We start from the raw sequence: 23,783 nt of genomic DNA on the forward strand, positions 1-23,783 counted from the left end.
AGCCGCACCGTGGAGTCGTCCGTCCTCGCCTTCGCCACCGACCTGATCGACGAGGGGGCCGACACCTTCTTCGGCAACCTCACCGACCGGGCCGGGGTCGGCGGCGTCACCCTCGCGTCGGTCTACCACGAGGCCCGCGACGTCTTCCCGCACAACCCGCGCCGGGTGATCCGCTACCTGGAGCCGGGCGCCGCCTACTTCCGCCCCGACCCGGCCCTCTGGTCCGGACGGCGGCTGCGGCCCGTCGCGTCCACCGCGATCGGCGACCGCGACCCGTTCGCCGAGGCCGCCGCCGAGGCCGGCCGCCGGGGCATGAAGCTCCACGCCTGGACGGTCTTCTGCCACAACGACCGGCTCGGCTTCGAGCACCCGGACTGCGCCCCGGCCAACGCCTTCGGCGACCGGCACCTCACCGAGCTCTGTCCGGCCAATCCGGAGGTCCGCGAGTACGCCGTCTCCCTGGTCGCCGAGCTGGCCCGGTACGGCGTGGACGCGATTCGGGCCGAGTCGCTGCACTTCCACGGCCTGCGCCACGGTTACCACCACGAGCGTTACTTCGAGGAGCTGGGCCCGGCCGCCGAGGCGCTGCTCGGCCTCTGCTTCTGCGACCACTGCCGCGCCGCCGCCGTCCGCGCGGGCGTACCGGCGGACGAGGTGGCCGGGGCGGTCCGGACCGAGCTGCGCCGCCGGCTGGCCGACGACGCGGCCGCCGCCGAGCCCGCGGCGCTGGACGAGCTGGCCGGTGGCGCCGTCGCCGCCTACGTGGACGCCTCCGCCGCGACCGTGACCTCGCTGGCCGCCGAGGTCGCCGGGGCGGCGGAGCAGCACGGCATGCGGCTGAGCTTCATGGACGGCGGCGGTCCGGGCACCGGCTGGCTCTCCGGCATCGACCTGCCGGGCCTGGCCGGGGCCGCGCACCAGATCGAGACGCTCGGCTACGCGCGCACCCCGGAGGCGGTCCGCGAGAAGATCGCCGCCTTCGCCCTGCACGGGGTGCGCCCGCAGGACATGGCGGTGATCCTGCGGCCGATGGCCTCGGACTGCGACGGCCCGGCGAACCTCGCGGCCAAGATCGCCGTCCTCCGCGACCTGGGGGTGCCGGAGGTCGAGTTCTACAACTACGGCCTGATGCGGCTCTCCTCGCTCGACCGGATCGGCGCCGCGCTCGCCTGATCTTCCCCTCCCCCTCCCCTTCCCCCCTCCGGCTCCCGGAGAGGCCGCTGCCGCGGTCGGCTCACCTCCGCCGCCGGGACGTCCCGAACAGGCTCCGGGAGATCTCCCGCCCGAGCTGCGTCCCGGCGGACCGGGCGAAGGACTTGAGCGCCGGGTTGCTCAGCAACGACCCGAGCAGCCCGCCGCTCTCCTTCTCTCCCGGCGCACGGCCCCGCGCCGTACCGCCCCGCACCGCACCGCCGTCCGACGGCCCGGTGCGTGACTCCTCCCGGTCGGGTTCCCCCGTCGGCGCCGGTTCCGCCTCCGGCCGGGCCGCCCGCGCCGCCAGCTTCTCGTACGCCGACTCCCGGTCGACGGCGTCCCGGTACTTCGCCACGATCGCCGACCCGTCCACCACCGCCTGCAGTGCCGCCGGCTCGATCGGGCCCATCAGCGACTGGGGTGCCCGCAGCCTGGTCGCCGCGACCGGCGTCGGCGCGCCCTTCTCGGAGAGCACCGTGACCACCGCCTCCCCCGTACCGAGCGAGGTCAGCACCTCCCCCAGGTCGTACGCGGGCGACTTCGGGAAGGTCGAGACGGTCGCCCGGAGCGCCTTCGCGTCGTCCGGCGTGAAGGCGCGCAGCGCGTGCTGCACCCGGTTGCCCAGCTGCGCCAGCACGTCGGCCGGGACGTCCTTCGGCGTCTGGGTGACGAAGAAGATCCCGACCCCCTTCGACCGGATCAGCCGGACGGTCTGGGTGATCGCCTCCAGGAAGGCCTTGGACGCGCCCCTGAACAACAGGTGCGCCTCGTCGAAGAAGAAGACCAGCTTGGGCCGGTCGAGGTCGCCCACCTCGGGCAGCTCCTGGTAGAGGTCGGCCAGCAGCCACATCAGGAAGGTGGAGAACAGCCGGGGCCGGTCCTGCACCGCCGGCAGTTCCAGCACCGACACCATGCCCCGGCCTCCTCCGCCCTCCGGGCCGGAGCCGCCCCCGTCCACGGTCCGCAGCAGCTCGGCGGTGTCGAACTCCGGTTCGCCGAAGAACGCGCCGGCGCCCTCGTTCTCCAGCGTGGTCAGCGAACGCAGGATCACCCCGGCGGTGGCGGCGGAGAGACCGCCGATGCCCTTCAGCTCCTCCTTGCCCTCGGGCGAGGCGAGGAAGGTGATCACCGCGGTGAGGTCCTTGAGGTCGTACAGCTCCAGGCCGTTCCGGTCGGCGTAGTGGAAGACCAGCCCGAGCGAGGACTCCTGGGTCTCGTTCAGGTCCAGCACCTTGGAGAGCAGCAGCGGGCCGAAGCTGGTCACCGTCGCCCGGATCGGGATGCCGGCGCCCAGGCCGCCGAGTGCGTAGAACTCGGCCGGACAGCCCCGGGCCCGCCAGTCCTGCCCGACCTCGGCGGCCCGGGCGGCGGTCCGCTCGCCGGGCGTGCCGGGGGCGGCCACGCCGGAGACGTCGCCCTTGACGTCGGCCAGGAAGACCGGCACTCCCTGGGCGGAGAGCTGTTCGGCGATCAGCTGGAGGGTCTTGGTCTTGCCGGTGCCGGTGGCGCCCGCCACCAGCCCGTGCCGGTTGAGCACCCCGAGCGGCACCCGCACCTGGGCGGCCGGGTAGGCGGTGCCGTCCAGCAGCACCGCACCCAGGTCGAGGGCCGGGCCGGTGAAGGCGTAGCCGTCGGCGATCTCCCGGACGGCGGCCGGGACGACGTCTCCGGGGGACACGCCGGAGGAGGAAAGAGAAGGGGACGGCGGCTCGGCAGCGGACATCGGGCACACTCCTGGGCAGAACTACAGATAGACCTTCGCGACATTTCCCATGAAACAGCCCCAATCCGCCGCCCGCAGCTCGCACCCGAGCGCGTGGCGGCGCCGCGGCTGCTGCGCCATCCGCCGCCCAAACGGTAGGCTTTCCGTGTGATCTTCAAGCGCATCGGCAATGGGCGGCCGTACCCGGATCACGGCCGTACCAGCACCCGCCAGTGGGCGGACGTCGCCCCGCGCCCGGTGCGACTCGACCAGTTGGTGACCACCAAGGGCCAGCTGGATCTGGAAACCCTCCTGGCGGAGGACTCCACCTTCTACGGGGACCTCTTCGCGCACGTCGTGAAGTGGCACGGGGACCTGTACCTGGAGGACGGGCTGCACCGCGCGGTCCGCGCCGCGCTGCAGCAGCGCCAGGTGCTGCACGCCCGTGTCCTCGAAATGGAATGACGGACCGGCCACCGGCGGAGAAGTCGACGGGGTCGACCGGAACGCCGGCGGAGATGTCGGGGCAGCCGGCCCCTCACGCGACGTCGGACCGCCCTCCGGTCACCACCCGGAGGGCGGTCCGTTCGCACCCGGATACCCCCTTTCGGGTGCCGGGATACTCCAGATGATGATCGTTTAGTACCTTCGCAGCCGTACGGCACTAATCTGCTGACTACGGCCGCGGCCCCGTTCCGACACCGCGCCCCGGCCGGCCCGTCACCCGATCCCCGCCCCGGCACGAGGGGGAGACAAACCGTGAGCATGTTGACTCCCCAAGGCCTGAAGGGGAAGCAGTACCGCATCACCGGCAACGCCTATCCGCGGCTTGGCCGACCACCGAAGAAGAGCCGCAAGGTGTTCGCCCTGATCGGCGCGCTGCTCGCGCTGGCGCTGATCGGTCTCGGCGGCGTCCAGCTCTGGGACATCTTCAGCGGCAAGGGCAAGCACGCCTCGGCCCAGGCCTGCGCCTCCCCCTCCGGCAAACCGCTGGCCGCTCCCACCCCGGACGGCGCGGCGACCGCCCCGGGAGCGCCCGGCGCCCCCGTCGACCCGCAGGCGATCCCGCAGCCGGCGTCGGTCACCGTGAACGTCTACAACGCCACCGCCAAGGCGGGGCTGGCCGCGCGGACCGCCGAGGAGCTGAAGAAGCGCGGCTTCACCATCGGCAAGGTCGGCAACGCGCCCGCCGAACTGGACAAGAAGGTGCCCGGTACCGCCCAGGTGGTCGCCGGCCCGGCCGGCGCCGGGGCGTCCACCCTGGTCGGCTCGGTGATCGCCGGTGCCACCAGCACGGCCGACGCCCGCACCGACGGCACCGTGGACTTCGTGATCGGCGACAGCTACAACGCGCTGCTCGACGAGACCCAGGCCGCCGCCGCGCTGGCCCTGGCCACCAAGCCCACGCCGGCTCCGAGCACCACCGGCAGCTGCTGAACCACCGACAGCCGGCGGTCCGCCCGCCCGGTCGACCGACGAGAGCCCCCCGGCACCGCGCCGGGGGGCTCTCGTCGGTCGTACGGGGCTGCTCAGCCGGCCGTGCCGTACAGCCGGTCGCCGGCGTCGCCGAGGCCCGGAACGATGTAGCCGTTCTCGTTCAGCCGCTCGTCGACGGCGGCGGTGACGACGGTGACCGGCAGGCCGGCCAGCTCCTTCTCCATCACCGCGACGCCCTCGGGCGCGGCCAGCAGCACCACGGCGGTGACGTCGGTGGCGCCGCGCTCGATCAGCATCCGGATCGCCGCGACCAGCGTGCCGCCGGTGGCCAGCATCGGGTCGAGCACGTAGACCTGGCGGCCGGAGAGGTCGTCCGGCATCCGGGTCGCGTAGGTGGAGGCCTCCAGGGTCTCCTCGTTGCGCACCATGCCGAGGAAGCCGACCTCGGCCGTCGGCAGCAGCCGGGTCATCCCGTCCAGCATGCCGAGGCCGGCCCGGAGGATCGGCACCACCAGCGGGCGGGGGTAGGACAGCCGGGTGCCGGTGGTGACCGCCACCGGGGTGGTGATCTCCACCTCGTCGGTGCGGACGTCCCGGGTGGCCTCGTACGCGAGGAGGGTCACCAGCTCGTCGGTCAGGCGACGGAAGGTCGGCGAGTCGGTGCGCTCGTCGCGCAGGGTGGAGAGCTTGTGGGCGACCAGGGGGTGGTCGACGACGTGGGTCCGCATGCATCGAGGTTAGCCCGCGCCCGGACGCCCGTACGACACGCCGTGCCAGACCCGGGCGCGCCGCCCCCCGTCCGCCCCCCGTCCGCCCCCCGTCCGCCTCCTGCCGGACAGTGACACGCCGTGACGCACCGCGAACGTCCGGACGGATGCGCTTCCTGTGGTATCAACCGGGCCGATCTGGGAAGGTCAGGTCTTATGACGAGCAACCCGAACACCGGGGACGGCTCGGCGGACGAGGCCGCGACCTCGTCGGACGGCCGTTTCGGCCCGCCCCCGGACCGCCCGGAGACCGAGGCGGAACGCCGCAAACGGCGTGCCGTCTTCCTTCGCGAGCTCACCGAGGCGCGCGAACTGCGCGAGCGGGTCCAGCCACGCCGGACCAAGGAACGCCGCATGCGCGAAGCGATGCGGATGCGAACCTTCCGGATCTGACAAGCCCTCCACGGCTTCTCCACATGCCTCTTCCCGCCCCGTCCCCCGTTCGCCGTCCGGCAGCCAACCCTTCCGACACGACCTGCAAAGACGCGCTGCCGAACACCCCCCGCAGAGCCGGGCTTTCTGTCACGATTCCGATGGGACGGTCCGAACGGCGGACCGCCTCTGGCGCGGGGGCGGCCAGTTCCGCGTTGCCCGAGAGCGCCGACAGCCGAGACCGAGATCTTGGGAGTGTCCCTGGTGGCGTACTTCGCTGCACTGCTTGCTCGCACCGACGACGGGTGGGATGTGAGCGAGACGGAACTCGACAACGTCGAAACCCTCGCCGATCTGGCAGACCTGGCCCGCGAGGCGACCCAGGACGACGACAGCGTCCTGGTCTTCATCGAACAGGAGGACGCCTGGTTCGCCGTCGTCCGGGTGGACGGCGAGGAGGATCCCCGCATCTTCGTGTCGGACGGCGCCGCCGCCGCCCGGAGCTCCTACGGGTCCGTCCTCACCGACGAGCTGGTCGACCAGGCCGGCGAGAGCGAGTTCGGCGACCTCGACAACCTGGTCGCCGAACTGGAGGAGGGCGGCGAGGCCGGGGAGCAGGACGACGACGAGGAGTCCGGCGACCGCGGCAGCGTCCCGGTCGGCCCGCTCGGCGACGCCCACCTGCTCACCGAGTTCGGCCTCGCCCCGGACCGGCTGCTCGCCCTCAGCGGCGAGGGCGCGGTGCCGGGCGACGCCCTGGAGGAGATCGCCGAGGCGCTCGGCTGCGGCGAGGTCCTGGAGGCGGTCCGGTAACGGTCCGTGTCCGCCGTCCGGACGGCCGGATGCCCGCCATGCCCGACACTGGATGCCATGCAGTCCGCCCGCCCGATCCCGCCGCTGCCCGCCCCCGTCCGCCCCGACCCGGTCCGTGACCGCTGGGCGGCGCCGATGCGCCTCGCCATCGCCGAGGCCGCGCTGGCGCCGGCCACCGGAGACGTCCCGGTCGGGGCGCTCGTCCTCGGTCCGGACGGCGAGGTCCTCGGCCGCGGCCACAACGAGCGCGAGGCCGTCGGCGACCCGACCTCCCACGCCGAGGTGGTCGCCATCCGCCAGGCCGCCGGGAAGATCGGGGAATGGCGCCTCGGCGGCTGCACCCTGGTCGTCACCCTGGAGCCGTGCACCATGTGCGCGGGGGCGATCGTGCTCTCCAGGATCGACCGCGTGGTCTACGGCGCCCTCGACGAGAAGGCCGGCGCGGCCGGCTCCCTCTTCGACGTGATGCGCGACCGCCGGCTCAACCACCGCCCCGAGGTGGTCCCGGGCGTCCTCGCCGACGAGTGCGGCGAGCAGCTCCGCGCCTTCTTCGACGGCCACCGCTGACACCACCGCGGACACCGCCGTCGGCACCACCCCCCGGCGCACCGCCGAAGGCCCCCGCGCACCGCGCCGCGGACCGCCGCAGGCCCTTCCCCGACAAAGATTTCGTGACGGTGCCACCCGTCCGGTAGAGTTCCCCTCGGTAGCGTGTCCGAGCGGCCAAAGGAGCACGCCTCGAAAGCGTGTGTGGGGGCAACTTCACCGTGGGTTCGAATCCCACCGCTACCGCCAGAAAGCCCGAGGGCCCGTCCGGAAGTCCGGACGGGCCCTCGGCGTTTCCGCGCACCCTCATACACGGAAATGGGCTCCGCACTCGGGGGCCGATGACCACCAACGCCCGGTCGAGTACGGAGCCTGGAAGGGGGGAGCGGCTCGGGGGGACTGACCGCTCCCCCGACGGAGTCCCACAACCGGGGTCGCGTCGGGGGGGAAGTCGCGACACCCGGTCCCACAGCGGGGAGCTCCGGATCCACGCACCGGGGATTCCTGCCAGATCCTCGGTACGTTCCCCATCCTGCCGTCCGATCCGCGAGCGGGCACCCGGAGAAAGGCCCCTGTCGCGGGGACCTTCGTCCCACCGGGTGAACGCGTCGCACACCTGATGGGCCGTCCGGGTGGATAAGCTGCCCAGTGCAGAGGACCGCTCGGGGACCGGATGGCGGCGGCCCACGGCAAGGAGGAAGGTCACCGGATGGCACAGGCGAAGAAGATCGGAATGGTCCTCCTGCTCGTCTTCGTGCTCTACACGATCATCACCTCGCCGGCCCGCGCCGCCGAGCTGGTCCAGCTCGGCTTCGAAGGCATCTCGAACGCCGCCAAGGCCGTCGGCACCTTCATGACCGGGCTGGTGAAGTAGCCCGGACCCCACCGGCTACGGTGGGCCCTGACTCTCACCCCCCGTCCGCGAGGAGCGGCATCGTGATCCGGCACCTGGTCCTGTTCAAGCTCAACGAAGGCGTCAGCAAGGACGACGAGCGCGCGCTCGCCGGCGCCAAGGCCTTCGAGGAGCTCGGCCCGGTCGTTCCCGAGCTCCGCGAGTGGGAGTGCGGCTGGAACACCACCGAGCGCGACATCGCCCACGACTACGCGATCAACAGCCTCGTCGAGGACCGCGAGGCCCTGCAGGCGTACCTCACCCACCCGGCCCACCAGGCCGCGGCCGGCCAGTGGCGCGAGTTCGCCACCTGGGTGATCGCCGACATCGAGGTCTGAACCCGGAGGGCCGTCCCGACGCACCCCCGGCGCGTCCCCCGGACGGCCGCGGCGCCCCGCCCGGAACCCGGACGGGGCGCCTTGCTCTGTCCCGGAACGATCCGCCGCCGCGCCGCCGGAGGGCCCGGTGGATCCTCCGGCGCGGCACCAACACACCTCCACGCGGTGCTTGCCCGACGTGCGCCCGCCTTGTGATGCTATGACCGGTTTTGCCGGACATCGCTAGGTGGTGCACGAAACCCGACGACACCCGGTCCACAGGTCTCACCGTTGTCGACTTTGGGAGGGGTGACGTGTCCGTGCGGACACCAGGGAGCGTGCCGGACGACGAGGTGCTGGCCACCGTGATCAGCCCGGCCGGCGAACTCCGCCCGGACGGCCTGCGCGGCCCCGGAGGCCGTCCGACGGTGGACGTCCGGACCCTGACCCGGGTGCTCTTCGAGCGGCTCGCCGAGCTGCCCCCGGACGCCCCCGAGCGGGAGCGGGTCCGGGCGGCACTGATCGAGGTCAACATCCCGCTGGTCCGGTACGCCGCCACGCGGTTCCGCAGCCGCAGCGAACCGATGGAGGACGTCGTCCAGGTCGGCACGATCGGCCTGATCAACGCCATCGACCGGTTCGACCCCACCCGGGGCGTGCAGTTCCCGACCTACGCACTGCCGACCATCCTCGGCGAGATCAAGCGCTACTTCCGGGACAACGTCCGCACCATGCACGTCCCGCGCCGGCTCCAGGAGCTCTGGGTCCAGGTCAGCGGAGCGATGGAGGAGCTGACGGTCACGCACGGCCGGGCCCCCAAGGTCCCCGAGATCGCAGCCAGCCTGCGCATCCCCGAGGAGGACGTCCGCGCCTGCCTGGACGCCGGCCGGGCGTACAACGCGGCGTCGCTGGAGGCCGCGCAGGAGCACGAGGGCGGGCTGGCCCTCCTCGACCGGCTCGGCTACGAGGACTCCGCGCTGGCCGAGGTGGAGCACCGGGACATGGTCCGTCACCTCCTGGTGCAGCTGCCGGAGCGGGAACGACGGATCGTCATGCTGCGGTTCTTCGCCAACCTGACGCAGTCCCAGATCAGCACCGAGCTGGGCATGTCCCAGATGCACGTCTCCCGACTGCTCTCCCGGATCCTGGCCAGGCTTCGGACCGGCAACTCCTGGGAAGACTGACCGTCACAATCCCCGACAAAACAGGACGGCGCTCCGTGCGACGGCGGGATCGCTCCGCGTTACCGGCGCGTGACGTCTTGCGACCCCCTGGTTTGCCGGAGACCGTGTTCCGGTATGGAGGGGGAAGGCATCGCTCGGGAACCGCCGGGCGACGGCACCCGTTCAACTGTCAGTCACAAGGGGGTGGGTGCATGTCCGGAGAGCTGGGCACTGCGGAGATCCACGCTGGTCAGGCCGAAGGAGCGACGTTCGCCGTCGACCGGATCCCGTTCCGGCGGGGCCCGGCCGCGCCACCCGGCGCCGAAGCGGGAGCACCCCCCGGGGCGGGCCCGGCGGCAGCCGGGCCGAGCACCGCGGAGGCGGGCCCCGAGCCGGTCCCGGAGGCCGCCCCGGCGCCGTCCGGCGCCGGGCTGGACACCCGGACGCTCTCCCGCTCGCTGTTCCTGCGACTGGCCGCACTGGCCCCCGGCAGCGCCGAACACACGTACGTCCGCGACACGCTGATCGAGCTGAACCTGCCGCTGGTCCGGTACGCCTCGGCCCGGTTCCGCAGCCGCAACGAGCCGATGGAGGACATCGTCCAGGTCGGCACGATCGGCCTGATCAAGGCCATCGACCGGTTCGACCCGGAGCGCGGGGTCGAGTTCCCGACCTTCGCGATGCCGACGGTGGTCGGGGAGATCAAGCGCTTCTTCCGGGACACCAGCTGGTCGGTCCGGGTGCCCCGGCGCCTCCAGGAGCTGCGCCTGGCACTCACCAAGGCCGGCGACGAGCTCTCCCAGCGGCTGGACCGCTCCCCCACCGTCGCCGAGCTGGCCGTCTGCCTCGGCGTCAGCGAGGAGGACGTGGTCGAGGGCCTGGCGGTCGGCAACGCGTACACCGCCAGCTCGCTGGACTCCAGCCCGGGCGAGGAGGACGGCGACGGACCGCTGGCCGAGCGGCTCGGCTACGAGGACCTCGCGCTGGAGGGCGTGGAGTACCGGGAGTCGCTCAAGCCGCTGCTGGCGAAGCTGCCGCCGCGCGAGCGCCGGATCATCATGCTGCGGTTCTTCGGCAACCTCACCCAGTCGCAGATCGGCGACGAGATCGGCATCTCCCAGATGCACGTCTCCCGGCTGCTGACCAAGACCCTCACCCAGCTGCGCGAGGGCCTGATCAGCGAGGGGTGACTCCGCCGTCCCGACCGGGTGCGTGCCCGACGGCTCCCGCCGGACGCGCACCCGGCGCCGGGGCACCCGCGGATCGCCGGTCAGACCGAACACCCGGCGGATCGCCGGGCGGGCCGGGGCCGGGCGGGCCCTACGACTCCAGCAGGTTGGCGCGCAGACCGGCCAGCACCTCGTCGTCCAGACCGAGGCCGTCCGTCCAGAACGCCTCGAAACCGGACCATCCGGACTCGACCTCCTCGAACGCCGCCTCCAGGTAGCAGCGCTCGGCCCGGAAGACCGGCAGCAGCAGCTCCGGCTCGTGCATCAGCCCCCGGGCGCGGAAGCTCTCCACGATCGAGGCCACGATCGCGGCCGACCGCTCGTTGGTGAGCAGGTAGTCGGCGAACACGGTCTCCCGATCGACGCCGAGCGCGGTGAGCAGCACGGCCGCCGTCCAGCCGGTGCGGTCCTTTCCGGCCGAACAGTGGAAGAGCAGCGGCGCACCGCCCGGCGCGGCCAGCAGGCGCAGGACGGCCGAGAATCGTTCGCGGGCGATCCGGTCGGTGACGAACCACCGGTAGAGGCCCGTCATCATCGCGCCGGCCCGGCCGTCACCGAGCAGGGCGCGCTGCTTCTCCGGGCTACGGTCACCGAGCGCTTCCCGCAGTGCCGCGAAAATATCGAAGTCCGCCGCGAAAACGGGCAGGTGATGAAGGGTCACGCCGTCGGGCGCGGCGCGTTCCACGGTGATCGCGGTGGCGGAGTGCTCGGCGTCGGCGATCACCGCGACCGGCAGGCCGGGCACCCGGTCGGGGCCCGCCTCGCGCACTTCCTCCAGGCTGCGCAGGTCGACGACCTGCCGCAGGCCCAGCGCGGCCAGCAGGGCGAGGTCCTCGTCGGTGAGCCGGTTGAGCCCGTCGCTGCGCAGTACGGCACCGGGGCGGAGGAGCCGCCCGCCGACCGTCCGATAGCCACCGAGGTCGCGGGCATTGACGGCACCGAACAGACCCAGGCTGCGGGCGGCCGGGAAAACGGCGGTCTCGGTCTGCTGTTCGGTCACGCGGCGGCCTCCATTGGATATTCGGACGGTGACGTGGCACAACCCTGCGCGATATTGCATGAACCTGCCCATCGAAACGGCAGGGTGTGCGAGAGTGTGAGGCGCGACGCCGCCAGTGTAGGGTCCACCTCGCCCGCCCGGACCACACGGTGGGTGAGCAGCGGTAACGCTCAGGCTTCGGGTTTTAATTTTTAATTGATTATTTGCGCAGCCGGTGCCGTTCCGGCCACAATCAGCGCTTTCATGGCCCGACCATGAACGTTGGTAACAGATTCGCTGCACTCCTGCCCATTTGGTCCCACCTGGAACGGACTCTCCACCAGGATGGGCGCCGGGCAGCATGCTGCCTGCGAACAGCGACAGGGCAGGCGAGTGCCGAGCAGCGGAGCGCCCTGCCCAGGGGAGGAAAGACAACATGGGTCGAGCGACCCGAAGAGTTGCCGCCTGCGCGGCAGCCGTTCTGCTGGCCGGTGGCCTGCAGTCGTCCCTCGCACACGGTGCCACCACCACGCCCCGGATCGACCTCACGGTCCTGGTCATCAGTGACGGCGGACCGGCGACGGCGGCGATCGCCGCCGAGCTCAAGAGCCAGGGCACCCCGTACAAGATCGTCGACCTGAACGACGCCAACCGCCCGGTGATCGACGCCGCCTTCCTCAGCGACACGCTGAACGGGCAGCCGCGCGGCAAGTACCAGGGCATCGTGCTGCCCAACGACAACCCGTTCGCGGCCGGCTCCGCCGAGATGACCGCGATCGCCACGTACGAGGCGGCGTTCAACGTCCGCCAGGTCGACGCCTACACCTACGCCCGGCCCGAGGTCGGCCTGAACTGGGCCGTCAACCCGGGCTACATGGGCACGCTGGACGGCTTCCAGGGACAGGTCTCCACGGCCGGCCTGACGGGGCCGTTCGGGTACCTCAAGGGTTCCGTCCCGTTCGAGGACAACGACCCGAGCGTCTCCGAGAGCTACGGCTACCTGGCCACCCCGCTGGCCACGCTGCCGGCCGGATCGAGCTTCACCCCGCTGGTCGAGGTGCCGATCCCCGGCAGCACCGCCAAGGGCTCGCTGGTCGGCGAGTACAGCCACGACGGCCGCAAGGAACTGGTCGTCACCTTCGTCTACAACCAGTACCAGCAGCAGTACCGCCTGCTGGCCCGCGGCATAGTCGACTGGATAACCCAGGGTGTCCACCTCGGCTACGACCGCAACTACTTCGCTGCCCACGTCGACGACGTCTTCCTCGCCGACGACCGCTGGGACACCGTCCTCAAGTGCACCCCCGGTGACGTCACCTGCCCGCCCGGCACCCCCGAGACGGCCAACCCGATCCGGATGTCGGTCGCCGACGCGCAGTTCGCGAAGCAGTGGCAGACCACCAACAACTTCACCATGGACATGGTGTTCAACGGCGGTGGCAGCGAGGACTGGAAGGTCGACCACGAGACCACCACCGACCCGGTGGTGGACCAGATGATCGCCGACCAGACCAGCTACCGCTGGGTCAACCACACCTACACCCACCCGTACCTGGGCTGCCTCCAGGACGTCTCGGTGGTCCCGTGGAAGTGCTCCAAGGACGGCGCGGGCAACACCGTCTGGATCGACCAGGCGACCATCAGCTCGCAGATCAAGAACAACCTCGACTGGGCCACCGCCCGGGGCCTCACGCTGGACAAGACGGAGCTCGTCACCGGCGAGCACTCCGGCCTGCTGACCGCCCCGCAGGAGACCAGCGACAACCCGTTCCTGGCTCCCGCGCTGGCCGCCAACGGGGTCAAGTGGACCGCCAGCGACGCGTCCCGCGAGCCCGCCCAGCGGGCCGTCGGCTCGTCCACGCTGACCGTGCCGCGCTACCCGATGAACGTCTTCTACAACGCCGCCACGGCGAAGGAGCAGACGGACGAGTACAACTGGATCTACACCAGCGCGGCCAACGGTGGCAGCGGCGTCTGCGAGAACAACGCCAACTCCACCTGCCTGCCGACGCCGCTGGACGTGAACACCGGCTACCTCTCGTACATCGTTCCGCTGGAGGCCCGGATCGACCTCGGCCACGTGCTGAGCAACGACCCGCGGCCGCACTTCATCCACCAGTCGAACCTGGCCGAGGACCGGATCGTCTACCCGGTGCTGGAGCGGATCCTCTCGACCTACCGGTCGCTGCACGCCGACAACACCCCGATCGTGAACCTGGCGCAGAAGGACCTCGGCGTCGAGTTCCAGCGCCGCGCGGCCTGGAACACGGCGCTCTCCTCCGGCCAGGTCACCGCCTACCGGACCGGCGACACCGTCACGGTGAACGCCCCGGCCGGCGTCCAGGTCCAGGCCACCATGCCGACCGGCACCGTCCAGCAGCTCGCCATCGGCAGCACCGCGTTCGGCACCGCCTACGCCGGTTCGCTCTCCGGCTGGGTCAAGCCCGGCCAGCTGCAGAGCGGCATCCAGCTGAAGCTGCCCGCCGCGGGCACCCCGGCCGCCCCGGCCGGCACCAGCCCGAGCGTCGCCGCCAAGTCGGTCACCGCCCCGGCGCCGAGCGACACCAAGGTCGTGCCGCAGGGCACGGCGGACGCCGTCCCGGCCGGCCCGGGCGACACCGACCGCACCGACGCGCCGACCCTGGTCCCCGGAAGCGGGGCCCCGGTGGCCGGCAAGGGCGCGGTCACTGGTACCACTGCTGGTAGCACGACCGGTACCGCCGGGAAGGCCGCCGGCAAGGGCACCACCCCGCAGCACGGCAAGGCCTCCGGGGGGAAGGCCGAACCCGCCAAGAAGACCGCCGGCAAGACCGGCACCCGCTAAACGGTGACCCGGTGGCGGGCCGGTCCTCCCGGCCCGCCACCGGAACCACCCGACCCGGCCACCACGGCCGGGTGCTTGACGCAAGAACAGGAGGGGGGACAGAGATGCGCGTCACCCTGCTCACCGAGGGGACGTACCCGCACCAGCACGGTGGTGTCAGCGTCTGGTGCGACCAGCTCGTCCAGGGCATGCCGGACGTCGACTTCGACATCATCGCCGTCACCGGAACCGGCCACGAACCACTGGCCTGGGAACTGCCCGCCAACGTGCGGTCCGTCACCACCGCACCGCTCTGGGCACCGGCCGCGGACGGCCGGGCACCGCGCGGCAAGGAGATGCGGCGCTTCCTCAACGCCTACGAGCGCTTCCTGCACTCCATCCTGGACCCGGTCTACACCACCCACTTCGGCACCGAGCTGTACGGCTTCGCCGACCTCGCCCGGCGCGGGCTGCTCAGCCCGGCGCTGCGCAGCGAGCGGGCCCTGCGCACCCTCCAGCACGTCTGGACCCGCGACTACCTCTCCACCGCCGTCTCCCGGCCCACCCTGCACGACGCGCTGAACGCCACCGACCTGCTGGAGCACGCCCTCCGGCCGCTCTCGGTCGACCCGCCCCGCGACGGTGTGGCACACGCAGCCAGCGGCGGCCTCGCCACCCTGCCCGGCCTGATCGCCTCCCAGCAGTACGGCGTACCGTTTCTCCTCACCGAGCACGGCATCTACCTGCGCGAGCGCTACCTCGGCTACCGCACCGGCCCGTACCGCTGGCCGGTCAAGGCCCTGCTGCTGGGCTTCTACCGGATGCTCGCCGAGGAGAGCTACCGGCGGGCCGCGCTGGTCACCCCCGGCAACCGGTACAACCGGCGCTGGGAGGAGCGCGGCGGCACGCCCTCCGCGCACATCCGGACCGTCTACAACGGTGTCGACCCGGCGGCCTTCCCGCCCGCCGGACCCGAGCCGGAGACCCCCACCCTGAGCTGGGCCGGCCGGGTCGACCCGATCAAGGACCTGGAGACGCTGATCCGGGCCTTCGCGATCGTCCAGCAGGAGATACCCGAGGCACGGCTGCGGTTGTTCGGCGGCACGCCCAAGGGCGGCGAGGCGTACCGCGACGGATGCATAGCCCTGGCCGCCGAGCTCGGCGTCGCCGACTCGGTGGCCTTCGAGGGCCGCGTCGCGGACATCACCGACGCGTACGCCGCGGGGAACGTGGTGATGCTCTCCTCGATCAGCGAGGGCTTCCCGTTCACCCTGATCGAGGCCATGTCCTGCGGCCGCTCCACCGTCTCGACCGACGTCGGCGGTGTGCGCGAGGCGGTCGGCGACACCGGCCTGGTCGTTCCGCCGCGCGAGCCCGAGCCGATGGCGGCCGCCGCGATCGAGCTGCTGCGCGACCCGGAGCGGCGGGCCCGGCTCGGTGAGCAGGCCCGGCTGCGGGTGATCGAGCAGTTCACGCTCCGCCAGAACATCGACGGCTTCCGCGGCATCTACACCGAGCTGCTGGGCACCTCCCGCTGGCTGCCGGAAGGCGTGGTCGCCGTCACGGACGGCCCGCCGGACCCGGACTGGGAGCAGCCGTCCGAGCCCGAGCGCAGCGAGGTCACGGCATGAGCGAGCGCAGCGAGCGAATCATCAGCAGGTGCGCGTACCGCGAAGCGGCCGCCGAACGCGGCGAGGTGGAGGCATGAGCGGTCCCCTCCGTCTCGTCCCCGACGAGGCCGGACCCGACTGGGCCGAGCAGACCGTGCAGCTGCGCACCCTCCCGCCGCGGGGGCGGCGCCGCCCGGTCCTGCCCGAGCAGCGCCCCGAACCGGCCGAGGACCCGCTCGACCTCTCCCCCGACCCGCTGGACGAGCTCGCCGAGCGGCTGCGCGACGTCTGCGCGGACGCCGTCCACCCGTACGAGATCGCGGCCTTCCTGGAGTCCGACGGCCTCTCCGACGAGCAGGCGGCCCTGCTGTACGGCCGGCCCGACTCCTTCACCGTCGCCGCGGAGCTGTTCGAGAAGGTCGAGCGCCGCTACCCCGGCCCGAGCGCCGAGTTCGCCAACCCCTGGCGGGCCGACCCCTGGCGCTGCGTGGTCCGGGGCCTGGTGTTCGCCCTGCCCGGCCTCGGCTACCTGCTCGGCGCCAACCTGTTCGCCGCCGACCGGATGCGGTTCGGGCTGCCCTCGGGCATGCTCGCGCTCTCCGTCGCCACCCTGGCCAGCTGGGCCTGGAACCAGGCACTGGCGCACCGCTCGTACGCCTGGCTCGGCCGGGGCCGGCGCCGGTCCGCCGCCGCCTGCCTCGCGATCGGGGCACCGCTGGGTGCGGTGGCCTCCGCCACCGCCGGGTACGTGGTCGGCGGGCCGCTGGGCGCGCTCTGCTTCGCCGCCGGGCAGTCCGGCTACCTGGCGGCGGCCACCGTGCTGCTGGTGCTCGGCCGGGAGAAGTTCCTGCTGCTCGCGCTGGCACCGTCCGCGCTCGGCGCCGGCGTGGTGCTCGCCGTCGACGTGCCGCAGGTGGTCCGCACCGCGGTGCTGCTGGCCTCCCTCGGCCTGGCGATCGGCCTGGCCGCCCGGGAGCTGGTGCGCTGTCGTCGCAGCGAGCCGGAGCCGGTGCCGTTGCGGCTGCCGCTCGTCAAGGAGGTGCCGCACCTGCTGTTCGGCCTGGCGGTCGGCACCCTGACCATGATCGCCGGTCTCGGCGTCACCGTGCACGAGGCGGTGCGCACCGGAGCCGCCGAGGGCGCCTCGGCCAGCCCGACGGGGCCGGCCATGATCGCCCTGACGCTCAGTCTCGGCCTCGCCGAGTGGCTGCTCTTCCGGTACCGGGCGATGGCGGTGGCCGCGCTGCGGACCAGCCACACGCCGATCGAGTTCGTCCGCCGCACCGGCGGCGTGCTGCTCGGATGCCTGTTCATCTACCTCACCACCGTGGCCGCCCTCGACGCCGCCGCCACCGTGCTCTGGCCCGGCGCCCCGGCGCTGGGCGTCCCGGAGCTCGGCGCGCTGCTGCTGCTGGGCGGCTCGCTCTGGCTGGCGCTGCTGCTGAACGCCTTCGGGCTCAGCTGGAGCACCGCCCTCATCTGTCTGGCCGCCGCGGGTGCCGAGTGCGCCGGGCTGCTGACCGGTGTGGACCCGACCCTCCTGCAGCTGATCGGCTGCGGGGCCTCGGCCGCGCTCCTCACCGCCATCGCCGGGCCCGTGCTCGGCCGCACCACCAAGCACCGCTGAACCACCACCGGCCGGGTCACCACCGTTCACACACCCGGCCCGGTCCCAGAAAGCCAGTCCCCAGAGAGAAGAAAGCGAATCACCGTATGAGCAGCGTCGCCATCACCGGAGCCGAGGGCTTCATCGGCTCCCACCTCGTCGAGGCCCTGGTGGCCGACGGCCACCACGTCCGCGCGATGGTCCAGTACAACTCCTTCTCGTCGTTCGGCTGGCTGGAGACCCTCTCCAAGGAGGTGCTGGACTCGGTCGAGATCGTCCTCGGCGACGTCCGCGACCCGGGGTCGGTCAACGGCCTGGTCAAGGGCACCGAGGCGGTCTACCACCTGGCCGCCCTGATCGCGATCCCGTACTCCTACCAGGCACCGCACTCGTACATCGAGACCAACGTGACCGGCACCCTCAACGTGCTGGAGGCGGTGCGTCACCTGGACATCCCCCGCCTGGTGCACACCTCCACCAGCGAGACCTACGGCACCGCGCAGACCGTGCCGATCAGCGAGGACCACCCGATCAACACGCAGTCCCCGTACGCCGCCTCCAAGGCCGGCGGGGACCGGCTGGCCGACAGCTACCACGCGAGCTTCGAGACGCCGGTCGTCACGCTGCGCCCGTTCAACACCTTCGGCCCGCGCCAGTCGATGCGCGCCGTCATCTCGACCGTGATCGCCCAGCTGGCCGCCGGCGAGACCGAGATCACCCTCGGCGACCTGCGTCCGACCCGCGACTTCATGTTCGTCAAGGACACCGCGCTGGCCTTCCGCACGGTCGGCACCGCCCCCGCCGAGACCGTGGTCGGCCGGACCTTCAACGCCGGCACCGGCGGCGAGATCTCGGTCGGCGACCTGGTGATCCTGGTCGGCAAGCTGATGGGCGTGGACGTCACGGTGAAGGAGGACGAGCAGCGCATCCGTCCGGCCAACTCCGAGGTCATGCGCCTGGTGGCCGACGCCACCCGGCTGCGCACCGCCACCGGCTGGGCTCCGCAGTACTCCCTCGAAGAGGGCCTGGAGCAGACCATCGAGTTCTTCCGCGACCCGGCCAACCTGGCCCGCTACAAGACCGACATCTACAACGTCTGACCCAGCCCGCCTTCCGTCCGCTCCCGGCATCGAAGGCCCCTGTCGCACCGACTTTCGTGGGGGAAACACCATGCACGCAGTGATCCTGGCCGGCGGTAAGGGCGTCCGCCTCCGCCCGTACACCACCGCCCTTCCCAAGCCGCTCGTCCCGATCGGCGACCAGCACGCGATCCTGGAGATCGTGATGCGTCAGCTCGCCGCCGCGGGCTTCAAGACCGTCACCCTGGCCATCGGCCACCTCGGCCACATCATCCGCGCCTACGTCGGCAACGGCTCCCAGTGGGGCCTGCGGGTCGGCTACGCCGTCGAGGACAGCCCGCTCGGCACCCTCGGCCCGCTGCTCACCCTGCAGGACCGGCTGCCCGAGCACTTCCTGGTGATGAACGGCGACGTCCTCACCGACCTGGACTTCGCCGGTGTGCTCAAGCACCACGAGGCGTCCGGGTCGCCGCTGACCATCGCCACCTACGCCCGCCAGGTGAGGATCGACTTCGGCGTCCTGACCACCGAGTCCGGCTCGATCACCGGCTTCCAGGAGAAGCCGACCATCGACTACCGGGTCTCGATGGGCGTGTACGGCGTCTCGCGCTCGGCGCTGGCCAAGTACACCCCGGGCCTGCCCCTCGGCTTCGACGAACTGGTCCTGGACCTGCTCGCCGCCAAGACGCCGCCGGCCGCCTACGAGTTCGACGGCTACTGGCTCGACATCGGGCGCCCGGACGACTACGACCGGGCCAACGCCGAGTTCGCGCTCAACCGGTCGCTGCTGCTCCCGGGCGAGGCCGCGGAGGGCCTGTACGCCGTGCCGAGCGAGCAGGAGCTGCCGATCCCGGCCGCCCGTACCGCACCGGACGTCGCCGACCAGCCCGCCGCGGTGGGCCAGGCCGGTTCAGAGAACGACGGACGGGCCGCGTGAGAATCCTTCTGCTCGGTGCCGACGGCTTTCTCGGCCGGCACGCCGCCGTCGTCCTGCGGTCCCTGCCCGGGGCCACCGTGCTGACCGCCGGACGGCGGCCCGACCACGACCTGCGCCTCGACCTGGCAGCCGCCGGGTCGGGCCCGCTCGGCGAGGAGCTGGCCGCGCTCGCCCCCGACGCGGTGGTCAACTTCGCCGGTGCGGTGGCCGGCAGCGCCGTCAAGCTCGCCGAGGTCAACGCCCGCGGCCCGGCCGTGCTCTGCGAGGCGCTCGAACAGGGTGCCCCGAAGGCCCGGCTGGTGCACATCGGCTCGGCCGGCGAGTACGGCGTCTGCCCGCCCGGCAGCTCGCTCGACGAGGACGCCGACGCCCGCCCGGTCGGCGTCTACGGCGCCACCAAGCTGGCCGGCTCCCTCGCGGTGGCCGGCTCGCCGCTGGACGCCGTGGTGCTGCGGGTGTTCAACCCGGTCGGCCCGGGTGCCCCGGCGGGCTCGCTGCCCGGGCGGCTCGCCGCCGAACTGCGCCGGGCCGCCCCGGACGGCGCCGAGGGCGTGGTGAAGGTCGGGGACCTCTCGGCCCACCGCGACTTCGTCGACGCCCGGGACATCGCCCGCGCGGTCGGTCTGGCCGTCACCGCGCAGGGCCCGCTGCCCAGGGTGCTCAACCTCGCCTCCGGAACGGCCAGGCCGGTCCGGGCGATCGCCGACGGCCTGGTCACGGCGGCCGGATTCACCGGCCGGATCGACGAGAGCGGCGCCGGTTCCGAGCGGTCCGCGGCCGTCTCCTGGCAGCAGGCCGACGTGTCGGCCGCCGCCCGGACGCTCGGCTGGCGGCCGGAGACGGGGCTCGACGAGACGCTGCGCGACCTCTGGCTCTCCACCGAACCGCTGGTCGCCGCATGACCGGCGCAAGCCACCACGACGGCCGCCTGCTGGTGCCGCTGTACGTCCACCCCGCGGTGGACCCGGCGGCCTGGCAGGCGGTCGCCGCCGCCGACCCGAAGCGGATCGCCGCCGTCGTGCTCAACCTCGCCGACGGCCCCGGCGATCCGGACCACGTCTTCACCGACGCCGCCGAGCAGCTCCGTGCCGCCGGTCTGCCGCTGCTCGGCTACGCCGACACCGACTACGGTCGGCGGTCGCACGCCGCCGTGGTGAACGACGTCCTGACCTACCGCCAGCGGCACGGCATCACCGGCGTCTACCTCGACCAGGTGTCCACCCAGGCGGGCGCCCTGCCGCACTACCGCCGCCTCGCCACCGCGGCCCGGGCCGCCGGGTGCTCCACGGTGGTGTTCGGGCACGGCGACCACCCCGACCCGGGGTACGCCGAGGTGGGGCTCGCCGACCTGCTGGTCACCTTCGAAGGGGACTGGACGGCCTACCAGTCGCTCACCCTGCCGCTCTGGACCGGCCGGCACGCCGCCGCCCGGTTCTGCCACCTGGTCTACGACGTGCCCGCCGAGCGGGCCCGCGAGGCCACCGCACTGATCGCCGCCCGCCGGGCCGGCGCGGGCTGCGCGGTCCCGGGCGCCGGGGACAACCCCTGGAGCACCCTGCCGCACGACCTGACCGCCCCCGACCTGGCGTCGCCGGCGTGACGGTCCCGGCCGCGCACGGCCGACCCGGCACCACCGGACCGGCCGCCCGACCGACCGACCACCGGACCGGCAGTCAGCGGATCGCCGACTGCCGCCCGGCCCGCACACCCACCGATCGCCACCGACCCGCCCGTTGCCGAACGGACCTGACCAGACCCGGAGTTCGAGCACCGTGACCCGTCGTACCCGGCCGCTCCTGGCCGCCCTCGCCCTCGCCACGGCCCTGCTGGCGACCTCGTGCAGCAGCTCCGGCCCGGATGACGAGGACACCTCCTCGGCCGACGCCCCCGGCGCCCAGCCCCCGGCGGCCACCGCCGACCCGGTCCCGGGCAGCCCGACCGCCCCGGACAGCTCGTCGTCGGCCCCCGCCGCCACGGCGGCCACCACCCCGCCCGCGCCCGGCACCGCCACCACCGCGCCGGGCACCCCGACCGGCACCACCCCGGGCACGCCGGGCACCCCGACGGGCAAGCCCGGCACCACCCCGGGCACCGCACCGGGGACGCCGCCCGGCCCGGGTACGGGCACCGGAACCGGCACGGGTACGGGCGGCACCGGCGGCACCGGCACGCCGAACGGCACCTCGAACGGCACCCGTTGGCAGCCCACCCCCGGCCTCGCCTGGCAGTGGCAGCTCGGCGGCGGCGTCGACCAGTCCGTCGACGTCCCCGTCTACGACATCGACGGCTTCGAGACCGACGCCTCGGTGGTCGCCGCACTGCACGCCAAGGGCCGCAAGGTGATCTGCTACATCAACGCCGGTTCCTGGGAGGACTTCCGCCCCGACGCCGCCGCCTTCACCAAGGCCCTGCAGGGCGCCGGCAACGGGTGGAAGGGCGAGAAGTGGTTCGACATCCGCAAGCTCGACCAGCTGAAGCCGCTGATGGCGGCCCGCTTCGACATGTGCAAGCAGAAGGGCTTCGACGCCGTCGAACCCGACACCATCGAGGCGTACAACCAGAACAGCGGATTCCCGCTGACCGCCGAGGACCAGCTCCGCTACAACCGCATGCTGGCCTCGCTCGCCCACGAGCGCGGCCTCGCGATCGGTCTGAAGAACGACCTGGACCAGATCCCCGCCCTGCTGGCCGACTTCGACTTCGCCGTGAACGAGGAGTGCGCCGAGTTCGACGAGTGCGCCCGCCTCTCCCCGTTCATCCAGGCGGGCAAGGCGGTGTTCCACGTCGAGTACAAGCTCGGCACCGACCGGTTCTGCGCCCAGTCCAAGTCGCTGGGTCTCAGCTCGATGCAGAAGAAGCTCGAACTGGACGCCTGGCGGAAGCCCTGCTGAGGCAGGAGGGCCGCCGAGCCGCCAGGCGTTCCGGCGCGAGGGTTACTTGACAGCCAGCCAGATGACGGCGCCCACAACGACCAGGGCAACGACGGCGACCAGCGCGATCACACCGGTGCGGTTGCTGTTGGTGCTGTAGGTGTTGACGGATCCCGGCGCCTGGGGTGCCGGGGTCTCGTCGACGAAGGCCCGGAACATCTGGGTGCTGCCGGCGGGGTCGTAGTCGTTGTCAGCCATGGCACGGACTCTAACGAATCCCGGCACCGCGCCGACACCCCGGTGCACCCTCCCCGGCTCACGCCGGGAGGGGCACCGGGCCGGCCCCGGCCCCCGACCGGCCCGTACCGGACTCCCGCCGAACCCAGCGCTACGGGCGTGCGAAAAGCCTGTGAAGTCTGCCCGGACCGCGGAATTCCGGCCCGGCCGATCCGGTTGACTCGGATCATGACCGGAATCCACAGTGACGCCCCCCGTTATGTGCAGCTCGGCACGTCCGACCTCTCGGTGTTCCCGATCTCCCTCGGCGGCAACGTCTTCGGCTGGACCGCCGACGAGGCGCAGTCCTTCGCCGTCCTCGACGTCTACGCGGCGGCCGGCGGCAACTTCGTCGACACCGCCGACACCTACTCCTCCTGGGTGCCCGGCAACGCCGGCGGCGAGTCGGAGACGATCCTCGGCAACTGGCTGCGCAAGCGGGGCAACCGTGACTCCGTGGTCATCGCCACCAAGGTCGGTCTCCACCCCGAGGCCCGCGGCCTGAGCGCGGCCAACATCAAGGCGTCCGCCGAGGGTTCGCTGCGCCGCCTCGGCGTCGACCACATCGACCTCTACTACACCCACCAGGACGACCACACCCCGGTCGAGGAGTTCGTCACCGCGCTGGACGAGCTGGTGCGCGAGGGCAAGGTGCGCGCCGTCGCCGCCTCGAACATCGGCGCCGAGCGGCTGGCCGAGGCGCTCACCTTCGCCGAGGGCGAGGGCCTGGCCGCGTACGTCGCCGTCCAGCCGCACTACAACCTGGTCTCGCGCGGCACCTTCGAGGGCCCGCTGGCCGACCTGGTCGCCGAGCGCGGCCTGGCCACCGTGCCGTACTACGCGCTCGCCTCGGGCTTCCTCACCGGCAAGTACCGCCCGGGCGGCGAGGGTGTGGACAGCGCCCGCGCCGAGGGCGCCAGCCGCTACCTGGCCGACCCGCGCGGACCCAAGGTGCTGGAGGCGCTGGACACGGTCGCCGCGGAGCAAGACGCCGAGCTCGCCTCCGTCGCCCTGGCCTGGCTCGCCGCCCGCCCCACCGTCGCCGCCCCGATCGTCAGCGCCCGCACCGTCGAGCAGCTCCCGCCGCTGCTGGCCGCCGCCTCACTGGAGCTCACCCCGGCGCAGACCGCCCTGCTGGACGCCGCCTCCGCCTGAGCGCCGCGCTCTCCCGGCAGCACGGAGGCTGTGGAC

The 23,783-nt window shown here is 72.6% G+C and carries 22 protein-coding genes, 1 tRNA gene and 1 pseudogene; 20 read left to right on the forward strand and 4 right to left on the reverse strand.

Features of this window, described 5'->3' with window-relative positions:
• Positions 1–9: 9 nt before the first annotated feature.
• On the forward strand, positions 10–1,173 hold the full coding sequence (locus PUR56_RS11215) for a hypothetical protein (RefSeq protein ID WP_329884947.1): 1,164 nt from the start codon (positions 10–12) through the stop codon (positions 1,171–1,173).
• 61 nt (positions 1,174–1,234) lie between these two features.
• Here the strand turns inward: PUR56_RS11215 and PUR56_RS11220 are convergent, their stop codons facing one another.
• Positions 1,235–2,917, reverse strand: coding sequence for a helicase HerA-like domain-containing protein (locus PUR56_RS11220; protein WP_329948777.1), 1,683 nt, complete (start codon positions 2,915–2,917; stop codon positions 1,235–1,237).
• A 147-nt stretch (positions 2,918–3,064) separates the two neighbouring features.
• Here PUR56_RS11220 and PUR56_RS11225 point away from each other — a divergent pair, with 147 nt between their 5' ends.
• Together PUR56_RS11225 and PUR56_RS11230 are read left to right on the forward strand one after the other, a co-directional pair.
• The gene (locus PUR56_RS11225) at positions 3,065–3,361 is read left to right on the forward strand and encodes a type II toxin-antitoxin system VapB family antitoxin (RefSeq protein ID WP_030061387.1); all 297 of its coding nucleotides are present in this window, start codon (positions 3,065–3,067) and stop codon (positions 3,359–3,361) included.
• 300 nt (positions 3,362–3,661) lie between these two features.
• Complete coding sequence (locus PUR56_RS11230) at positions 3,662–4,333, forward strand: LytR C-terminal domain-containing protein (protein WP_329885014.1); 672 nt, start codon at positions 3,662–3,664, stop codon at positions 4,331–4,333.
• Between the two features lie 92 nt (positions 4,334–4,425).
• On the opposite strand, the gene upp is transcribed toward PUR56_RS11230, so the two are convergent.
• Positions 4,426–5,061 carry a uracil phosphoribosyltransferase gene (gene upp, locus PUR56_RS11235; RefSeq protein ID WP_329884945.1) on the reverse strand — a complete coding sequence of 212 codons (636 nt, stop codon included), beginning with the start codon at positions 5,059–5,061 and terminating at the stop codon, positions 4,426–4,428.
• A 195-nt stretch (positions 5,062–5,256) separates the two neighbouring features.
• Here upp and PUR56_RS11240 point away from each other — a divergent pair, with 195 nt between their 5' ends.
• From PUR56_RS11240 to PUR56_RS11275, 8 genes are all read left to right on the forward strand, one after another.
• Complete coding sequence (locus PUR56_RS11240; RefSeq protein WP_329884944.1) at positions 5,257–5,493, forward strand: hypothetical protein; 237 nt, start codon at positions 5,257–5,259, stop codon at positions 5,491–5,493.
• Between the two features lie 243 nt (positions 5,494–5,736).
• Positions 5,737–6,285: a tRNA adenosine deaminase-associated protein gene (locus PUR56_RS11245; protein WP_329884943.1), complete on the forward strand. Its 549-nt coding sequence runs from the start codon at positions 5,737–5,739 to the stop codon at positions 6,283–6,285.
• Positions 6,286–6,342: 57 nt separating this feature from the next.
• Positions 6,343–6,852: a tRNA adenosine(34) deaminase TadA gene (gene tadA, locus PUR56_RS11250; RefSeq protein ID WP_329948778.1), complete on the forward strand. Its 510-nt coding sequence runs from the start codon at positions 6,343–6,345 to the stop codon at positions 6,850–6,852.
• A 138-nt stretch (positions 6,853–6,990) separates the two neighbouring features.
• Positions 6,991–7,080: transfer RNA gene (locus tag PUR56_RS11255), tRNA-Ser, on the forward strand.
• A gap of 460 nt (positions 7,081–7,540) precedes the next feature.
• Positions 7,541–7,705, forward strand: a complete 165-nt coding sequence (locus tag PUR56_RS11260; protein WP_329884941.1) for a hypothetical protein — start codon at positions 7,541–7,543, stop codon at positions 7,703–7,705.
• 62 nt (positions 7,706–7,767) lie between these two features.
• A complete protein-coding gene (locus PUR56_RS11265; RefSeq protein WP_329948779.1) occupies positions 7,768–8,061 on the forward strand; it encodes a Dabb family protein in 294 nt (97 codons plus the stop codon).
• Positions 8,062–8,378: 317 nt separating this feature from the next.
• Entirely contained in the window at positions 8,379–9,224 is an 846-nt protein-coding gene (locus PUR56_RS11270) for an RNA polymerase sigma factor SigF (RefSeq protein ID WP_329948780.1), read from the forward strand.
• A 191-nt stretch (positions 9,225–9,415) separates the two neighbouring features.
• The gene (locus PUR56_RS11275; protein WP_329948781.1) at positions 9,416–10,393 is read left to right on the forward strand and encodes an RNA polymerase sigma factor SigF; all 978 of its coding nucleotides are present in this window, start codon (positions 9,416–9,418) and stop codon (positions 10,391–10,393) included.
• A 130-nt stretch (positions 10,394–10,523) separates the two neighbouring features.
• On the opposite strand, the gene PUR56_RS11280 is transcribed toward PUR56_RS11275, so the two are convergent.
• Positions 10,524–11,432 (reverse strand): tyrosine-protein phosphatase, encoded by a 909-nt coding sequence (locus PUR56_RS11280; protein ID WP_329948782.1) that lies wholly within the window; start codon positions 11,430–11,432, stop codon positions 10,524–10,526.
• Between the two features lie 415 nt (positions 11,433–11,847).
• Between PUR56_RS11280 and PUR56_RS11285 the strand changes: the two genes are divergently transcribed.
• From PUR56_RS11285 to PUR56_RS11320, 8 genes and pseudogenes are all read left to right on the forward strand, one after another.
• Positions 11,848–14,235 carry a hypothetical protein gene (locus tag PUR56_RS11285; RefSeq protein WP_329884936.1) on the forward strand — a complete coding sequence of 796 codons (2,388 nt, stop codon included), beginning with the start codon at positions 11,848–11,850 and terminating at the stop codon, positions 14,233–14,235.
• Between the two features lie 104 nt (positions 14,236–14,339).
• Entirely contained in the window at positions 14,340–15,845 is a 1,506-nt protein-coding gene (pelF, locus tag PUR56_RS11290) for a GT4 family glycosyltransferase PelF (protein ID WP_329948783.1), read from the forward strand.
• Between the two features lie 73 nt (positions 15,846–15,918).
• Entirely contained in the window at positions 15,919–17,451 is a 1,533-nt protein-coding gene (locus tag PUR56_RS11295) for a hypothetical protein (protein WP_329884934.1), read from the forward strand.
• Between the two features lie 86 nt (positions 17,452–17,537).
• Positions 17,538–18,530: an SDR family NAD(P)-dependent oxidoreductase gene (locus tag PUR56_RS11300; RefSeq protein WP_329884933.1), complete on the forward strand. Its 993-nt coding sequence runs from the start codon at positions 17,538–17,540 to the stop codon at positions 18,528–18,530.
• Between the two features lie 70 nt (positions 18,531–18,600).
• A pseudogene (locus tag PUR56_RS11305) lies at positions 18,601–19,308 on the forward strand (nucleotidyltransferase family protein); the annotation flags it as partial.
• Positions 19,309–19,442: 134 nt separating this feature from the next.
• Positions 19,443–20,348, forward strand: a complete 906-nt coding sequence (locus tag PUR56_RS11310) for an NAD-dependent epimerase/dehydratase family protein (RefSeq protein WP_329948784.1) — start codon at positions 19,443–19,445, stop codon at positions 20,346–20,348.
• Positions 20,345–21,046: a spherulation-specific family 4 protein gene (locus PUR56_RS11315; RefSeq protein ID WP_329948785.1), complete on the forward strand. Its 702-nt coding sequence runs from the start codon at positions 20,345–20,347 to the stop codon at positions 21,044–21,046. Before PUR56_RS11310 ends, PUR56_RS11315 begins: the two co-directional genes overlap by 4 nt.
• Before the next feature lie 172 nt (positions 21,047–21,218).
• Complete coding sequence (locus PUR56_RS11320) at positions 21,219–22,337, forward strand: endo alpha-1,4 polygalactosaminidase (RefSeq protein WP_329948786.1); 1,119 nt, start codon at positions 21,219–21,221, stop codon at positions 22,335–22,337.
• Between the two features lie 42 nt (positions 22,338–22,379).
• Here PUR56_RS11320 and PUR56_RS11325 read toward each other — a convergent pair whose 3' ends face one another.
• The gene (locus tag PUR56_RS11325; protein ID WP_329884929.1) at positions 22,380–22,574 is read right to left on the reverse strand and encodes a hypothetical protein; all 195 of its coding nucleotides are present in this window, start codon (positions 22,572–22,574) and stop codon (positions 22,380–22,382) included.
• Positions 22,575–22,781: 207 nt separating this feature from the next.
• Between PUR56_RS11325 and PUR56_RS11330 the strand changes: the two genes are divergently transcribed.
• Positions 22,782–23,747 carry an aldo/keto reductase gene (locus PUR56_RS11330; RefSeq protein ID WP_329884928.1) on the forward strand — a complete coding sequence of 322 codons (966 nt, stop codon included), beginning with the start codon at positions 22,782–22,784 and terminating at the stop codon, positions 23,745–23,747.
• Positions 23,748–23,783: the final 36 nt, after the last annotated feature.

This window comes from Streptomyces sp. BE303, assembly GCF_036290945.1.
GTDB lineage: Bacteria > Actinomycetota > Actinomycetes > Streptomycetales > Streptomycetaceae > Kitasatospora.

What these genes read in the sequence shown, in the direction of transcription:
- PUR56_RS11240 (WP_329884944.1), top strand. Translation starts at nt 5,257, where the DNA reads ATGACGAGCAACCCGAACACCGGGGACGGCTCGGCGGACGAGGCCGCG.
- PUR56_RS11315 (WP_329948785.1), top strand. Translation starts at nt 20,345, where the DNA reads ATGACCGGCGCAAGCCACCACGACGGCCGCCTGCTGGTGCCGCTGTAC.
- PUR56_RS11275 (WP_329948781.1), top strand. Translation starts at nt 9,416, where the DNA reads ATGTCCGGAGAGCTGGGCACTGCGGAGATCCACGCTGGTCAGGCCGAA.
- PUR56_RS11330 (WP_329884928.1), top strand. Translation starts at nt 22,782, where the DNA reads ATGACCGGAATCCACAGTGACGCCCCCCGTTATGTGCAGCTCGGCACG.
- upp (WP_329884945.1), bottom strand. Translation starts at nt 5,061, where the DNA reads ATGCGGACCCACGTCGTCGACCACCCCCTGGTCGCCCACAAGCTCTCC.
- pelF (WP_329948783.1), top strand. Translation starts at nt 14,340, where the DNA reads ATGCGCGTCACCCTGCTCACCGAGGGGACGTACCCGCACCAGCACGGT.
- tadA (WP_329948778.1), top strand. Translation starts at nt 6,343, where the DNA reads ATGCAGTCCGCCCGCCCGATCCCGCCGCTGCCCGCCCCCGTCCGCCCC.
- PUR56_RS11325 (WP_329884929.1), bottom strand. Translation starts at nt 22,574, where the DNA reads ATGGCTGACAACGACTACGACCCCGCCGGCAGCACCCAGATGTTCCGG.
- PUR56_RS11220 (WP_329948777.1), bottom strand. Translation starts at nt 2,917, where the DNA reads ATGTCCGCTGCCGAGCCGCCGTCCCCTTCTCTTTCCTCCTCCGGCGTG.
- PUR56_RS11230 (WP_329885014.1), top strand. Translation starts at nt 3,662, where the DNA reads ATGTTGACTCCCCAAGGCCTGAAGGGGAAGCAGTACCGCATCACCGGC.
- PUR56_RS11260 (WP_329884941.1), top strand. Translation starts at nt 7,541, where the DNA reads ATGGCACAGGCGAAGAAGATCGGAATGGTCCTCCTGCTCGTCTTCGTG.
- PUR56_RS11295 (WP_329884934.1), top strand. Translation starts at nt 15,919, where the DNA reads ATGAGCGGTCCCCTCCGTCTCGTCCCCGACGAGGCCGGACCCGACTGG.
- PUR56_RS11300 (WP_329884933.1), top strand. Translation starts at nt 17,538, where the DNA reads ATGAGCAGCGTCGCCATCACCGGAGCCGAGGGCTTCATCGGCTCCCAC.
- PUR56_RS11285 (WP_329884936.1), top strand. Translation starts at nt 11,848, where the DNA reads ATGGGTCGAGCGACCCGAAGAGTTGCCGCCTGCGCGGCAGCCGTTCTG.